The 14,439-nt window shown below is 54.4% G+C and carries 11 protein-coding genes; 4 read left to right on the forward strand and 7 right to left on the reverse strand.

What is annotated here, in order from left to right:
- Positions 1-8: 8 nt before the first annotated feature.
- From GZH47_RS09780 to GZH47_RS09790, 4 genes are all read right to left on the reverse strand, one after another.
- On the reverse strand, positions 9-1,433 hold the full coding sequence (locus GZH47_RS09780; protein ID WP_162639922.1) for an ABC transporter substrate-binding protein: 1,425 nt from the start codon (positions 1,431-1,433) through the stop codon (positions 9-11).
- A 2-nt stretch (positions 1,434-1,435) separates the two neighbouring features.
- A complete protein-coding gene (locus GZH47_RS34370) occupies positions 1,436-1,570 on the reverse strand; it encodes a hypothetical protein (protein WP_263866914.1) in 135 nt (44 codons plus the stop codon).
- A gap of 434 nt (positions 1,571-2,004) precedes the next feature.
- On the reverse strand, positions 2,005-4,074 hold the full coding sequence (locus GZH47_RS09785) for a peptidoglycan D,D-transpeptidase FtsI family protein (protein WP_162639923.1): 2,070 nt from the start codon (positions 4,072-4,074) through the stop codon (positions 2,005-2,007).
- A 796-nt stretch (positions 4,075-4,870) separates the two neighbouring features.
- Positions 4,871-6,928, reverse strand: coding sequence for an FAD-dependent oxidoreductase (locus GZH47_RS09790; protein WP_162639924.1), 2,058 nt, complete (start codon positions 6,926-6,928; stop codon positions 4,871-4,873).
- Positions 6,929-7,171: 243 nt separating this feature from the next.
- Here GZH47_RS09790 and GZH47_RS09795 point away from each other — a divergent pair, with 243 nt between their 5' ends.
- A complete protein-coding gene (locus tag GZH47_RS09795) occupies positions 7,172-7,969 on the forward strand; it encodes a helix-turn-helix domain-containing protein (RefSeq protein ID WP_162639925.1) in 798 nt (265 codons plus the stop codon).
- Positions 7,970-8,082: 113 nt separating this feature from the next.
- Here GZH47_RS09795 and GZH47_RS09800 read toward each other — a convergent pair whose 3' ends face one another.
- Entirely contained in the window at positions 8,083-9,354 is a 1,272-nt protein-coding gene (locus GZH47_RS09800; protein ID WP_162639926.1) for an MFS transporter, read from the reverse strand.
- A 339-nt stretch (positions 9,355-9,693) separates the two neighbouring features.
- Between GZH47_RS09800 and GZH47_RS09805 the strand changes: the two genes are divergently transcribed.
- From GZH47_RS09805 to GZH47_RS09815, 3 genes are read left to right on the forward strand one after another with little or no spacing between them, the layout of a single operon-like run.
- Positions 9,694-11,199, forward strand: a complete 1,506-nt coding sequence (locus tag GZH47_RS09805) for a spore germination protein (RefSeq protein WP_162639927.1) — start codon at positions 9,694-9,696, stop codon at positions 11,197-11,199.
- Between the two features lie 36 nt (positions 11,200-11,235).
- Positions 11,236-12,402: a Ger(x)C family spore germination protein gene (locus GZH47_RS09810; protein ID WP_225446423.1), complete on the forward strand. Its 1,167-nt coding sequence runs from the start codon at positions 11,236-11,238 to the stop codon at positions 12,400-12,402.
- Positions 12,403-12,423: 21 nt separating this feature from the next.
- Positions 12,424-13,512, forward strand: a complete 1,089-nt coding sequence (locus GZH47_RS09815; protein ID WP_162639929.1) for a GerAB/ArcD/ProY family transporter — start codon at positions 12,424-12,426, stop codon at positions 13,510-13,512.
- A gap of 16 nt (positions 13,513-13,528) precedes the next feature.
- Here GZH47_RS09815 and GZH47_RS09820 read toward each other — a convergent pair whose 3' ends face one another.
- Positions 13,529-13,747 (reverse strand): YczF family membrane protein, encoded by a 219-nt coding sequence (locus tag GZH47_RS09820; protein WP_162639930.1) that lies wholly within the window; start codon positions 13,745-13,747, stop codon positions 13,529-13,531.
- Between the two features lie 200 nt (positions 13,748-13,947).
- A complete protein-coding gene (locus GZH47_RS09825) occupies positions 13,948-14,421 on the reverse strand; it encodes a stalk domain-containing protein (protein ID WP_162639931.1) in 474 nt (157 codons plus the stop codon).
- Positions 14,422-14,439: the final 18 nt, after the last annotated feature.

Raw genomic sequence — 14,439 nt, forward strand, 5'->3', positions numbered from 1 at the left:
TGCGGATGCTATTGCTTCAGCAAGATGTCCGCTTTATCCTGGAGCATCGGGCCGTACTTCTGAGCCGCCTGCGCCGCGGTCGTGGCGCCCGTTGCCAGCTCGTTGCCGATTTGGTCGATGAGGCCGCCGTTGATCGTGTTGAAGAAGTCGAAATTGACGTTTTTGCTCAGCATTTTGGCCACTTCGATATCGTCGTCGTGGTCGTATTGCGCATTGTAATACTCGTCGGCATGCGCTTCGGTATCCCAAACCTGCAGCTCTTTCCAAATTTGCATGACGGCTTCCGGGTATTTCGTGCCCTTCGCGATGAAGTTCGAGTTCGTTTGTCTGGACGGGTTCACGTAATCCGTCTGTCCCGGTCCGAGCGGCATCGGCAGGAATCCGTAGCCGTCCTGCTTCATGTTCGCTTTCCAAGTGCCGCCCGTCCACGAGAAGCTCGGCGTCATCCCGATATTTCCTTTCGGGAACGAATCGAGGAAGCCCCAAGTCGAATCCGCGACCACTTTGTCTTCCGTGAACAGCTTCGCCATGAAGTCCATCGCTTCTTGCGTCTTCGGATCGTCAAGCGTCTGCTTGCCCGTCTCCAGATCGAAGAGATGGCCGCCGTTCGCCAAGGCCTGGAACCAGACCCAGTCACCCGCATAGCCCGTCAGTCCCCATTGATCCGGTTTGCCGTCCCCGTTCGTATCCTTGGTCAGCTGCTTCGCCACTTCCCTGAACTTATCCCAGGTCCATTCTTTGCTTTCGACCCACGTATGCGGATCAGGCAAGCCGTTCTTCTCGAACAGCGCCCGGTTATAGAAAATACCGATTTGATCGACGCTCGCTTCCGTATTGAAGCCGTAAATCTTCCCGTTATAGCCCGTGTACTTGCGGAAATCGTCGACCGGAATTTGCTTCTCGTCCGAAAGCGAGATTAAATCGTCGATCGGCAGGAACAGCCCTTCCTTGGCGAGGCCGGGCACGACATCCGAACTGCCCATGTACCAAATTTCGGCGGCAGGGCTGCCGTTCAGAATCGAGGCCTTCATTTTGTTCTGGAACTCTTCGTTCGGAATGTTCAAGTATTGGATCTTCACGTTGTATTTCGCTTCGACCGCTTTCTGCAGCTCGAGACGCTTCGCGCCCATCGGCGTATCCGGCGTCGGCGTGCCGTCCCAGTTGGCGGCGATCCGAATGGTCATGCCCGATACTTTGCTCATCGTCGTGACATCGTCGTCTTCCGCGTTGTTCGCGCCGTTGTTAGCCGCGTTGCCGCCGCTTGCTGCCGCATTGCCGTTCGTCGCTTTCGTGCCGTCGTTACCGGCCGCTGCCGTGTTTCCGTTGCCGGCTGCGTTGTCCCCGCCGTTATTCGAGTTGCTGCAAGCCGTCAAGGCTGCCAAGGATATACTGGCCATAAGCACGAGCGATTTGAACTTTAACGATCGGTTCATTGTCATTCCCCCACATTAAATTGTCGTCGAATCCTTACGGTACAGCCGTTTCTTCCGTTCGTTTCCGTCTGCGGTCCGCAGCCCGCATCGTTCTTGATTGCCGATGCATTCGTGCCGGCACTCGCTTGGTCGTTCATCACATCCTTCCCGGACAGCCGCCTCATGCGGTGATTCGCATTCGTAAAATGCAGCCTATTTTCCCGTTGTAAGCGCGATCATAATATCCGATGAAAGCAGACGGGAACCGAGCTGTTTGCATCTTCGGCATGCGAATTTCCCGCGCCAGCCGACTTGCGGCGGCGATAAGCAAGCGCTGCTGCATGGCCTTTCTCTTATGTACAAATCATAATTCATTGCTTTTCGCGGTTATATATTACTCTCTGAACATCGATCGTCTTTTGTTAGCCAGTTGTCTGGATCTCCGGTTAAGCGGACGCCTGAACGCAAAAAAGACCCCGGGGGGCTGCCCCGAGGTCAGAGTATATGTTGAACTGTAGTTGCTTCTCGATCTAACCGGAGGCCTTCGAGCCTCGCTTCGTTCAACGCATATAACGCATGCAGCTACTTGCCATTAATGTGCTGCCGTTTGTCCGTTTGCAGCCGTGCCGCCTGTCGTGTTGGTTGTTCCGGCTGCCGTATTCGTCGGCGGCGGATGCGGCGTGCCGTCCAGGCCGACGTACTCGTCGTACGCGTCGAAGATTTTACGCGCGATCGGCGCGGCGCCGTAGGCGCCGAACCCGCCGTCCGGCACGACGACCGCCACGGCGAGAACAGGGTGCTCTGCCGGCGCGAGGGCGATGAACACGGAGTTCTCGACCTTCTTCCGGTCGCCGACGTCCTGCTCGGACGTACCCGTTTTGCGAAGGAAATTGTACTTGAAGTCGTCGAAGCCCTGCACGGAAACCTTGCTCATGCCAGCGTAAATTTCGTCCCAATACTCTTGCGGGAACGATACGGTATTCAATACTTTCGGCGTGAAGCCCTGCACGACTTTGCCGTCCTGGTCGACGACTTTATTGACGAACTGCGGCTGCATCCGCTTGCCCTCATTACCGAGCATCGCCGCGTATTGCGCCAGCTGCAGCGTCGTGTATTTGGCCTGCTGGCCGAAGGACGCCCGAATGAGCGCCGACTGCGAGCTCGCGGTTTCGGATTCGTGATAATAATCGATAACGCCTTTGCTTTCGCCCGGCAGTCCGCTTTCGGTGGAAACCCCGAGGCCGAACTGCTTGACGTAGTTATCCCAGACATCTACGCCCTTAGCGCCTTTGTACTTCTGGTACAGCTTATTCCCGACCATCGCGGCCATGAACGTATTGGACGAATGCTGGATCGCGCCCGCGGCGTCGATATGACCGTATGCATGGCCTTGCGAATCGTGAATCGCGACCTGCGGCTTCGATTTACCGAAGAGGAACACGCCTGTATCGTTAAATACGTCATGCGTCGTAAACAATTTCTCGTTCAGTCCGATGAGCACGGAAAGCGGCTTCTGCGTGGAGCCGAGCGGTACGATCGAGGACGGATGGCGGTTGCGTTCCTTCTCGTCGGCGTAAGGCGGATACGCTTGGCGGATCGTGCCGTTCGCTTGGAAATACGTCGTTGCGTCCCAGTCCTCCGGACTGATCGAACCGCCTTCCCAAACGCTCGGATCATAATCCGGCATGCTGGCCATGGCGACGACTTTTCCCGTATTGACTTCCATGGCAACGGCATAACCCGTTGTCGCGTCCGCGCCGTCCTTATAATAGCCCGAGGCTGTCTTCATGTACGCGAGATGATCCGTGATCGCCTGCTGCGTCAGCAGTTGAACGCGTTTGTCGATCGTGAGGAACAGATTGTCTCCTTTGACTGGCACCGTAACCACGGGAGGTCCGATGATCGTTTCCTTCGCGTTGACGGGATAATCCTTCAGTCCGTTCTCGCCGCGAAGCACGTCTTGGTACATATATTCGAGACCGTCGACACCGACATCCTCATCGTCCAGATATTGCTGCTTGGCGTCTTCTTGATCGGCAATGTTCTTGTATTTGCTCATGGATTCCCGAACGCCGCGGTACTTCTTCAGGTACCCGACCAGCTGCACGGCAACGTCATCCTTGTCGTAGTTGCGGACGCTCTCCTCCACGATATCGAATCCCGGGTACTGCTCGCGGTTCTCGGAGAAGTAGGCGATTTCCGCTTCGGACAGGCCCATCTTGATTCGGCGCGGGACCGCATATGTATTCTGAATATGCGCAAGGTCCATCCGTTTCTTGATTTCTTTGACGGTTAGCTTCTGATCCGGCGTGCCGATCTTGGTGAAAATATCGAACAGCTTCTGTGCCAGCTTGTCTGCATCCGCATCCTTCAGTCCCGCCTGAATCGTGTAGTACAGGGATTGCGTCGAGGTGGAATACGCCAGCGGTTTTCCTTGGGAATCCAAAATATTTCCGCGGATCGGCGGGATCTTCACCGACCTTGTGCCGTTATCGTCCAATTCCGCCTGGAATTTAGGGGCGTCGACAAACTGCAAAATCGCGAGCCGTACGATTAAAATGCTGAATACGATAAAGGTCATGCCGAAAAACATATTCAAGCGCAGCGTGAACGCATTTCGTTTGCGGTTTTCCTTGCTCTTGGGGTCTTCTTGCTCTCTCATGCCAGCACTCCTTTGAACCGTTGATAAAATGGGGCGTATTCTTTATTCGAGATCGGCAGGCCCGATCCTGCCCGGTCAAGGAATTGGCACAATTTAGCCAAGGTCAACCAGATAAACCGGCATCGCCGCAAGCAGGCTGCTCTGCGGCTTTCGCGGGGGAATTCAAGCCTGGATCGAGTGAACCATATCCGGGCTCGGAGGTCAAGCATGCTGCTTACGCGGCATTAACCGTGGTCATTACCCGTTCGCGCGGAGTTTGAAACAGTTCCGCGTGAAAAAGCCGCCCGAATTTGATTCGGGCGGCTTGGCGGGCCGGGATTGTCTCGGGGACATCCCGGCGGCGGAAGAATCGGGATGCAGGTACCTGGTGCGGCTCTTGGGGGAATTGGGCGGGTTTCCGCCCATGTAGTGTACTGGGTACAACTCTTGGGGCGAACCCGCCGGTTTTCCGCCAATGTAGTGTACTGGGTACAACTCTTGCGGCGAACCCGCCGGTTTTCCGCCAATGTAGTGTACTGGGTACAACTCTTGCGGCGAATCCGCCGGGTTTCCGCCAATGTAGTGTACGGGGTACAACTCTTACGGCGAATTGGACGGTTTTCCGCCCATGTAGTGTACTGGGTGCAACTCTTGGGGTGAATCCGCTGCAAGCGGCTATGCGCAATGCGCCAAGGCTTGCGGCTCCCGCTGCGACAGCGGCTAGCGGTCGCATGCTGCAAGCCATGCGCGCCGCCAGCCGCGCCTTGCGGAGCTGGCTGACCGCAGCCCACTCCGCGGCCGGCCCGGCTTGCTCCGCTTACCGCCCGCCTGCGCGGGCTCCGGCTTGCCGCCGCGATTCGAGCAGCAAGCCGTACAAGAGGCCGCACCACTCTCCGACCGTGACGGCCGCGGCGGCCTCCCCGGTGCGGCTGCCCATCGGGGACGGCCTGTCTTCGGCCGAAGCCGCGCTGTCCGTGCGGAGCCAATCGGCCGCCGCCGGGTGGCTCGCAAGCGCCGCGCCGCTCCGGGCCGCTCCGCCGGCAAGCGCCCTGCCGGCTGCCTGCAGCCAGCGGCCGGCATGCCCTTGCGCCAGCAGCGGATGCTGCTGCCAATACGCGGCGGGCGACGGTTCTTCCCGCGGCAGGCGCGGCCCCATGTCCGTTCCCGCGGGCAGGATCGTGCCGGCGGCAGGCAGCGCCGGGAATCGGGCCCCGCCGGGCAGCAGGCGGGCCAGCGCAAGAAGCGCCGAAGCCTGCTCGACCGTGACGGCCTGATCCGGCTCGGCTTCGTATGAGCGGAAGGCGCCTTTCGCGCCGAAATATTGAATGGCTTTGCCCATCAATCCGGAGGCATCGGTATCGCGGTAGAACCCGATCAGCTGATCGGCGGCGAGCAGCTCATCCTGCAGCGCATCGATGGAGATGCCGCGCGGCGACGCCGCGGATCGGATCGCCAGATCCGCGGCCGCGCCTGCGGCATAACCGAGCTGCATCCAGCACGGTTCCATCCGAATCGTGCCCAAACCCATATGCGTTGCCGACACGGCCACAGGCACGAGCAGACCTTCAACGCCCAGCGGCAGCATGACACCGTATGGAATTTGGTACACTTCCGTCAGCCAGCCAAGACCGAGGAAGCCTTCGAGCGCCGCATTTTGCCCGGCGGCTTCGCGCTTGCGCGTGGCATGGGAATCGATCGCGTAGGCTCCGACCGCGACGCTGTCCGCATGAATCGGCGTACGGCCGAAGCCCGGCGCCAAGCGGGCGTCATTCTCCGTGAACCGGTATTCGCCGAGAATCCGCCTTCCTTCCCGCACGTACAGCTGCGGCGGAAAATGCTCCGTATCCGTAAACTCATCCGCCGCATAGCCCCAGCGCAACGACTCTTCGCGGAAAGCAAGCGGCAGCGATTCGTCATGCTGCAGAAACCAAAGCAGCCCCTGCAGATAATGCCGATGCCGGTCTCTAACCCGCTGACGCTCCTCGCGGCTGCCGTCCAGGTACGTTCCGTTCTCCTCCGGAAGATCGCTCGAGCACATACAGTAGTGATGGTTGTTCGTGTCCGTCTTCCCTCCGGGTACCGGCAGAATATTCAGCACGTCGCGAATCGACCGAATTCGGCCTTCCGCCGCATCGATCGCGAGGCTTGCGTATTCTTCTCGGTTATACGCTGCAGGCTTGGACACCGCAACGCGGTTCTCCGGGACGTCGGTGATGCACAATCGGTAATTGTACGCTTGAATGCGGTCGTCGCCCTCGCCGGTGCTCCCCGGAAGCACCTCTTTGGACGGATCGAAGTTCATATACAGGACGCCGGCGAATTCTTCGTTCCACTCGTCCCTCGATTCGCGTCCGACCTCATAGGGCACGCCGGCCAGCGCGGCAAGATCGCCTTCATACGTCCCGTCGATGAACACTTCCGCAGACAGGAAACGCCGCCCCTGCCAGTCCCCCGCTTCCTTCTCGATCAAAATCCGGGTCAGTCGGCCTTCTTCTACGTCCGCAGACAGCAGCTCCGCGCACCTCACCACGGTCAGGAAGCGCTCCTCCGCCAGCATGTCCTCCAGAATCGCGCGGGCTAGCGACGGTTCGAAAAACATGCCCCTGTTGCAAGCTTCCGCTTCCGCGGAAGCGGTTCCATATTTCCCTGCATAATGGGCTTCCACGCGCCCGGCGAACTCGCGGTAGATGGCGCCGGACGCTTCGAGCCAGTCGATATCCGTGCGGCCGAGCCCGCTCGTCATCATGCCGCCGATATACGGCGAAGGTTCAAGCAGCAGCGTGCGTCTGCCTCTTCGCGCGGCGGCAATGGCAGCACCGATGCCTCCCGGCGTTGCGCCATATACGACGATCTCGTAATACGGATCGGATTTCATTTTTTCATCGCCTCCTGAAGGTTTGCGCCTATTATACACGCTGTGAAATCCAGTCACGATGCAGAAAATCGCTCATTCGATGCACATTTGTTCCAATGGTTCGGTGACCGCTCCGCCCCCTTGTTATATACTGAAGCTGATGCCGGATTTCGTTGTCCGGACGCGATGTTGCATTCAACGGCGTATTCTGCGGTTCTTTCAATTACGAGCCCGCAATTGGCCCACATACAAGGAGCGATCCCGATGGATTACCCGCTGCAGGTCGGCTTTTACCATTACTCGGTCAACAAATCCCGCTTCGTTCTGCCGATCGGGCGGGATGACGACCATTGGCTGCTCTTCGCCCTCGCCCACGGGCATTTCCGTTATCGGATCGGAGGCTTCGACGGGACCGCCGTTCCAGGCGATGTGCTCGTCTGTCCGCCGGGCACCGACGTCAGGCGGGAGGCGCTCGCCCCGCTCGCGCTCCATTACGCGGGCGTGCGATTAACGTCCGAGGAAGCCGTGTTCCCGTCGCTGCACCTGAATGGCAACGGCGGTCCGTATCGCTTCGCAATCCGGGACACCTCGCGCCACTATGCCAACCTGCGCCGTATCGCGGCGGTCTCCGGCAGGCGGGACGGCATGTCCGCGCTGCGGCTATGCCACGGCCTGAGCGATCTGTGGCTTCAGCTCCAGGAAGAGCTCGAAGACCGGCTGCAAGCTGCCGCCGCTCCGCCCGATTCCGCCATGCAGGCCATACGCCGGGAGATCGAAGCCCGCGCCTTCGAAGATGGCCGGCTGCAGGACATTGCCGCCGCGGCGAATATGAGCCGTACCGTCATGACCAAGCGGTTCAAGTCGGCTTACGGGATGACGCCGCAGCAGCATGTGAATGCGCTGCGGCTAAGCCGGGCCAAGCAGCTGCTCATTCATACGGACTACACGCTCGATCATATCGCCGGACTGTGCGGCTATGACAGCGGCTCTTATCTTAGCCGGATTTTCAATAGTCTGGATGGCGCCCGCCCCTCCGAATACCGCAGGCAGAACCGGATATAGCGCGGATGCGTCGGGACTTTTCCCAGCACCATGCCTCGTATCTTCGCTGTTCGCGGAGCCGACGCAAAAAAACCGGCCGAGATCGTATCTCGCCGGTTTTTGCCTGTTATGGATCAAGCCTGCGCCCGCACAACCGCGGCTTTCTTCGCGATCCGCAGCGCCATGAGCGCGGCGATCAGGCAGATGAAGCCGGCCGTCACGAACGTCGTGGAATACGTGCCGGTTATTTGCCGGACCAATCCTGCGCCGTACGCCGCCGTCGATGCGCCGATCTGATGGAATACGACGACCCAGCCGAACACCATGCCCGCCCGCTCTTTGCCGAATTCCTGAGCCGCGAGTTTGACGGTCGGCGGCACGGTCGCGATCCAATCCAACCCGTAGAACACCGAGAATACGATGAGCATCGTTGGCGTCGCATTGAGCGCGTAAGGCAGGAAGATAAGCGATAAACCGCGCAGCCCGTAGTACCAGAAGAGCAGCTTGCGGGAGTCGAAACGGTCCGTGAACCAGCCCGACATCGTCGTGCCGAACAAATCGAAGATCCCCATGAACGCGAGCAACCCGGCAGCCGTCACTTCTTCGATGCCATGGTCGCCGCAGGCGGCGATCAAATGCGTGCCGATGAGACCGTTCGTCGAGAACCCGCAGAAGAAGAACGTTCCGGCCAGCAGCCAGAAGGTTTTGTTCTTCATCGCATCGCGAAGCGTCAGGAGCGGCGTTAAGAAAATGCTGCCCCGGAACGGATCCGGCTTCACGACCTCCTCCGTTCCGTAGGCGGCTGCGCCTACGTCATACGGATGGTTGCGCATGAAGATCGCCACGACGACAGCCAAGGCAAGAACGACGGCGACAGCCGTGTATACCGCGTAGCGCCAGCCTTCATGGACCGTAATCCGAGCCAGCAGCGGCAGGAAGAGCAGCTGGCCGGTCGCCGCGCTTGCGGTCAGAACGCCCACGACCAAGCCTCTGCGCTGCACGAACCAGCGGCTGGCGACGGTGACGCCGAGCACGTTCGCCATCATGCCCGTGGCCAGTCCGGACACGACGCCCCAGAGCAGCTGGTATTGCCAGAGCTGCGTCATCAGCGGCGTGACCGCCAGGCTGCCCGCCAAAATGATCAGCGAGATGACCATCATCCTGCGGATGCCGAACTTCGCCAGCAGCGCCGCCGAGAACGGCCCGACCAAGCCGTAGAGGAAGATGCCGACCGAGATGACGCCGGATATTCCGCTGCGTTCCCAGCCGAATTCCGTTTCGAACGGGACCATGAAGATGCTCGGCATGGACCGGATGCCCGCGGAGACAAGCAGCGTCACGAACGCCACCAGTACGACGATCCAGCCGTAATAGAGCTTGGATGGGGATTGGGCAGATGATTGCATGAGGGCACGCTCCGTTTCAGGAAAGATTGAAAACCGTTTAATGGATTTATATTTTGTATGTACAACAAATATATGACCTGCAACTGTTCATTGTCAATGCTATTCCTCAAATTAATGCTTCCGGACTCCATTCGCCTTCTCGTACACATTATTCATTTGCGAAATGTAATTAGCAAGTTCATTGAGTAACGAAATAAAAGTTCATAAAGGATCGGCTTTATTGTCGTCTGAACCTACCAAGTAGCTTTTTCGATATCTTTCTATTTTGCATAATTTACCGTTCTATAGTAAATAATATCCATGATTTTTATGTAAGAGATGAATGGGTGGTGGGTCGAGATGCCGAAAAAAAAAGATGATACTCCCGATCATAGTCAAATTAATTCCTTGCCTCCCGAAGCGCCGCTCGATACCAAGCTTCATAACAATGTCTCTAAAATCCAAGAGGCTCTAGACAATAGCTCTGATTTGATCGTTCACATCATTAATCACTCTGGTCTCCCGAGTGCGCTGGCATTAATCTATATCGACGGAATGTCGAAATCGCAACAGATTAACGAGCATATATTGGAACCCCTTTCCACATCCACATCCAAATCCGACTCGACTACCGAAACGCTAAACCTTCATTTGAAGCAGGTCATCGCGATTTCGAATATGCAGGAAACGAATACTTTACAGGCAATCCTTTTCTCCCTTGTATCCGGAAAAACTGTGATTGTGATTGATGGCGATTCAAATGCTCTTATCCTGGATACCAAACAAATTGAATCACGCAGCATCTCCGAACCGACCACGCAAACGGTCATACGCGGCCCCAAAGACTGCTTTACTGAGAATCTCAGGACCAATACATCCTTGGTGCGGGCGCGTATTCAAAGTCCGAAACTTCGGCTTGAACAGATGAGGATCGGGAACGTGACGCAGACGGCCGTCGAAATTATGTACGTGAAAGAGATTGCGGACGAAGCCATCGTCAAGGAAGTCAGGCAGAGGCTTCAAAAAATCAATATCGACGGCGTGCTTGAATCGGCATACATCGAAAGCATGATCCAAGACGGACAACGATCACCTTTTCCGACCGTGCTAAATACGGAGCGTCCGGATATCGTGGCTGGTAATTTGCTTGAAGGACGCATCGCTCTTTTTATTAGCGGTACGCCTTTCGTGCTCATCGTACCCGTTACGTTTACGCAGTTCTTTCAGTCCCCGGAGGATTATTACCAGAATCCATATATAGGAAGCATGCTGAGGTTTTTACGTCTAGTGGCGTTCCTTCTCGCGCTTTACGCACCTTCTTTATATGTCGCCATGATTACATTTCACCAGGCGCTCGTGCCAACCGTTTTATTGGTCAGCATCGCTGCGCAAAAGGAGGCCGTGCCTTTTCCGGCGATTGTAGAAGCGCTAATTATGGAAGTCACCTTTGAGGTGTTGCGGGAAGCCGGAATTCGCATGCCGAGAGCCGTTGGTCCGGCTCTCTCCATTGTCGGAGCACTCATCTTGGGACAAGCAGCCGTAGATGCGGGATTCGTTTCAGCGGCGATGGTGATCATCGTTGCAATCACCGCCATCGCCAGCTTCGCACTCCCCTACTACAATATCGGCATCACGGCGCGCATGCTCCGTTTCCTGCTTCTAGTCGTCGCATCCTATTGCGGCCTGTACGGTCTCTTGATCGTGACGCTTATCGCGAGCATGCACATGTGCGGTCTTCGGTCGTTCGGCGTTCCTTACCTCGCTCCCATGGCTCCATTCAGACTTCGCGAACAGAAGGACATGCTGCTGCGCTTCCCGATTCAAAGCCTGTCGGCACCTGACCTTAATAGTAAACACAACGAATAAAGCGGGTGAACGTGAGTGAGAACAATGTTAAGGTTCATGATCATGATGGTATTGTTCGCCACCATCACAGGGTGCTCGAATTACAAAGAATTAAATGAACTTTCCATTGTCCTTGGTTTAGGAATTGATTATCTTCCCGATAAAGACATGTATGAGGTCACGTACCAGGTGGTGAATCCGATCGAGAATGCCGCAAAAAGTACGGGCTCTGGAACTACGCCCGTCATCGATTTTACAACGACCGGAAAGACGTTGTCCGAAGCGGCATTTAATCATGCAAATGTTTTTTCGAGGAGAAATATTTATTCTCACGTTCAAGTCGTCGTAATTGGCGAGGAATTGGCGAGAAAGGAAAGTTTAAACTTCATATTCGATATCTTTGAGCGGGATGCCAATGTGAAAGTGAATATTCCGGTTTTGGTCGCCCGGAATTCGAATGTGAAAACCCTCTTGGATACCCTTGTCTCCATCGATAAAATCCCCGTTCGCACACTGGAGGGCAAATTGGAGAACGCTTCCCTCATTCTAGGGGAACATGGCGACACCAAAATCTACGATGTCATTGAGGACCTGACGAACTTGGGCTCCGAACCGGCCATAAGCGGGATAACCGTCGTCGGCAACAAAAAGACCGGCATTACCAAAAAGAACTTGGAAAGCATGGAGAAGACCTACGTCGCGCTAAACGGAATTGGAGTCTTTAGAAAGGGAATACTCGTCGGATGGATGGATGGGCAGAAAACAAAGTCGCTGCAAATCATAGGCAACAAAATAAAGAAAACATTCCTGAGGATTCCATGTGACAAGAAGCACTATAACACGGTTGTCATTAATCGGCTTCGCAGTCGTTCTCGTGTCGATATCACGAATAATCATACCGAAATTTCCGTTGAGGTCAAGGCTTACGGATTTATCAGCGAATTGCTTTGTAACAAGGACATAAGCAAGCGCGAAGTGCTTGAGGAATATGAAGACAAGGCAGCTCAGGAGCTGGAGCTGGAAATCAAAGAAGGCATTAGGGCAGCGCAAAGAATGAAGAGTGACGTGTTCGGCTTTGGAGAAATCCTGCACTATTCCCATCTCCGCAAATGGAACGACCACAGTGAGCAATGGAATGAGGTATTTTCGCAGGCGAATGTAACCGTTCACGCGAGTATCGATATCGAAGGGGTAGGAATGAGAGTCAAGCCATATCCCTATTGATTAAGGGGCCGGATAAGCAAGATGAATCAGGAAAAAATAAATGGGTTTCAGTTGTTTAGTGTCATATTTTTATTCGAGCTTGGAAGCGCCATTCTGGTCGGATTGGCCGCAGACGCTCAACAGGACGCTTGGATGTCGGTTATATTGGCAACGGGTTTGGGCTGTATCCTGTATTTGGTGTATACGAAGCTGGCACGTATGTACCCCTCAAAGAATTTGATTCAATATCTACAAAGCATTCTTGGTACGTTTCCAGGCTGGTTGATCGGTCTTGCATACGTCGTTTATTTCATTTACATCGCATCCCGCGTCTTGCGCGACTTCGAGGAACTGCTCGTGATTACCGATTATCGGTCGAGCACTCTCTTGACCATCGGCATCATTATGGTGATTTGTGTCATGTATGCGGCCTATCAAGGACTGGAAGTTTTTTTCCGCATAGCGGAGCTTTGTTTTTTTATCATTGTGTTCATGCTGCTTTCCTTGGTGATTTTTGAAATAGCAAGCCAAATTATGAAATGGCATCATTTTCTCCCGGTATTAGAACATGGCTGGCGCCCCGTTTTCAAAAGCGTATTTCCAAGTACGTTGACGTTTCCGTTCGGAGAATTGATAGCCTTTACGATGCTATTGCCTTCCCTGAACAAACAGGATCGGGCCAAGAAGGCGGGCCTGATTGCAATTGCTTTGAGCGGACTATTCCTGACATTATTTACGATTATGAACATTGCCATTCTAGGCGCCAACGTGATCGAACGGTCGGCTTTCCCTTTCTTGACCGCTGGAGGCTACATCGATATTTCTCATTTCGTACAACGGCTTGATATCGTGGTGATTATCTGCATGGTCATTTTGGGATTCGTGAAAATCGCGGTCTATTTCTACTGCGCAATGATCGGCACAGCTCAATTGTTCAAGATGAAAGATCGAAAGAAAACGATTTATCCAATCGGGGTGTCGGTACTAATCAGCTCGCTTATCATTGCGCCTACGTATATTCATCACATCTACGAAGGGGTTAAGATCGTGCCCTACTATTTGCATCTTCCTCTGCAAATCGCAGTTCCGGTCCTATTACTGATTATCGGCTGGATCAGACAAAAGACATAAACTGATTCAAGGCTGATTAGGATTTTTTCCGATTCACACGTTTGGCACAAGCTGAAATCAGGAGCGGCAGAAAAAAAACAACACTTAAAAAATAGTCTTCTACGTCGGCTCTATGTCTGATTTTAATTAATGCATGCAAGGTTTCGGAAACGCTGAGCCCTTGAAGAAGATCCAGCCAAGTTTCGAGGGCATAGACGAGAAGAAATAATAAAGCGAAAATGAACAGTTGCTTCAATTTGATCACCTCTCGGATTTTCTAATATTATTCGATTCTGTATTCGGCTCTATTCATTTTGTATCTTCAATCAATAAAAGCCCACCTTACGCTCAACGGAGCTTTATCTCCAAACAAAATAGCGGAACCCGATCAAGGGTTCCGCAGCTGTTTTTCTCTATGTTATTTCATACGGCCCATTTGGCACAAGACTAACGGGTTTACTTCATCATAAAGGGAGCAAGCAAATACGAGGTTACAATGTCTTTGCTTATATACACGCTTCCGTGCATTAGCATTGGACTCTGTTTCAGCATCTTCTTGTCCATCCCGACCATGATTACTTTGGAATCCAGCATCAATTTAATCGTATACCTATCATCCATCGACATTTGAGGTTGATTGGACATTTGCATATCTTCGACCGCTCCCATCATACTACTCATCCCCATGTTCATGCCCATGTACGTTAACGTGATGGATCGATCATCCTTGTTCCACATGATCGAATAGCCAAGGGTATCGGCAAACATCCTCAAAGGCACGAGTTCTTTCATATCCATCATTGCGCTTTGCTCCATCATTGTGTCCGACTTTGGTTCCATCGACCCCATTTCCTGGGCTTGGGCAATGCCTGGAATAAGAAGTGCCACGGAAAGAACGGATACAGCGAGTGCTTTTTTCATTTTTACCATTGATAACATCCTCCTTAG

Source organism: Paenibacillus rhizovicinus (genome assembly GCF_010365285.1).
In the GTDB taxonomy this organism is placed as follows: domain Bacteria; phylum Bacillota; class Bacilli; order Paenibacillales; family Paenibacillaceae; genus Paenibacillus_Z; species Paenibacillus_Z rhizovicinus.

Bases quoted from the DNA above. Each gene is read 5' to 3' on its own strand.
- GZH47_RS09785 (WP_162639923.1), bottom strand. From the start codon at position 4,074: ATGAGAGAGCAAGAAGACCCCAAGAGCAAGGAAAACCGCAAACGAAAT.
- GZH47_RS09800 (WP_162639926.1), bottom strand. From the start codon at position 9,354: ATGCAATCATCTGCCCAATCCCCATCCAAGCTCTATTACGGCTGGATC.
- GZH47_RS09825 (WP_162639931.1), bottom strand. From the start codon at position 14,421: ATGGTAAAAATGAAAAAAGCACTCGCTGTATCCGTTCTTTCCGTGGCA.
- GZH47_RS09810 (WP_225446423.1), top strand. From the start codon at position 11,236: ATGATCATGATGGTATTGTTCGCCACCATCACAGGGTGCTCGAATTAC.
- GZH47_RS09795 (WP_162639925.1), top strand. From the start codon at position 7,172: ATGGATTACCCGCTGCAGGTCGGCTTTTACCATTACTCGGTCAACAAA.
- GZH47_RS09780 (WP_162639922.1), bottom strand. From the start codon at position 1,433: ATGAACCGATCGTTAAAGTTCAAATCGCTCGTGCTTATGGCCAGTATA.
- GZH47_RS09790 (WP_162639924.1), bottom strand. From the start codon at position 6,928: ATGAAATCCGATCCGTATTACGAGATCGTCGTATATGGCGCAACGCCG.
- GZH47_RS09805 (WP_162639927.1), top strand. From the start codon at position 9,694: ATGCCGAAAAAAAAAGATGATACTCCCGATCATAGTCAAATTAATTCC.
- GZH47_RS34370 (WP_263866914.1), bottom strand. From the start codon at position 1,570: ATGAACGACCAAGCGAGTGCCGGCACGAATGCATCGGCAATCAAGAAC.
- GZH47_RS09815 (WP_162639929.1), top strand. From the start codon at position 12,424: ATGAATCAGGAAAAAATAAATGGGTTTCAGTTGTTTAGTGTCATATTT.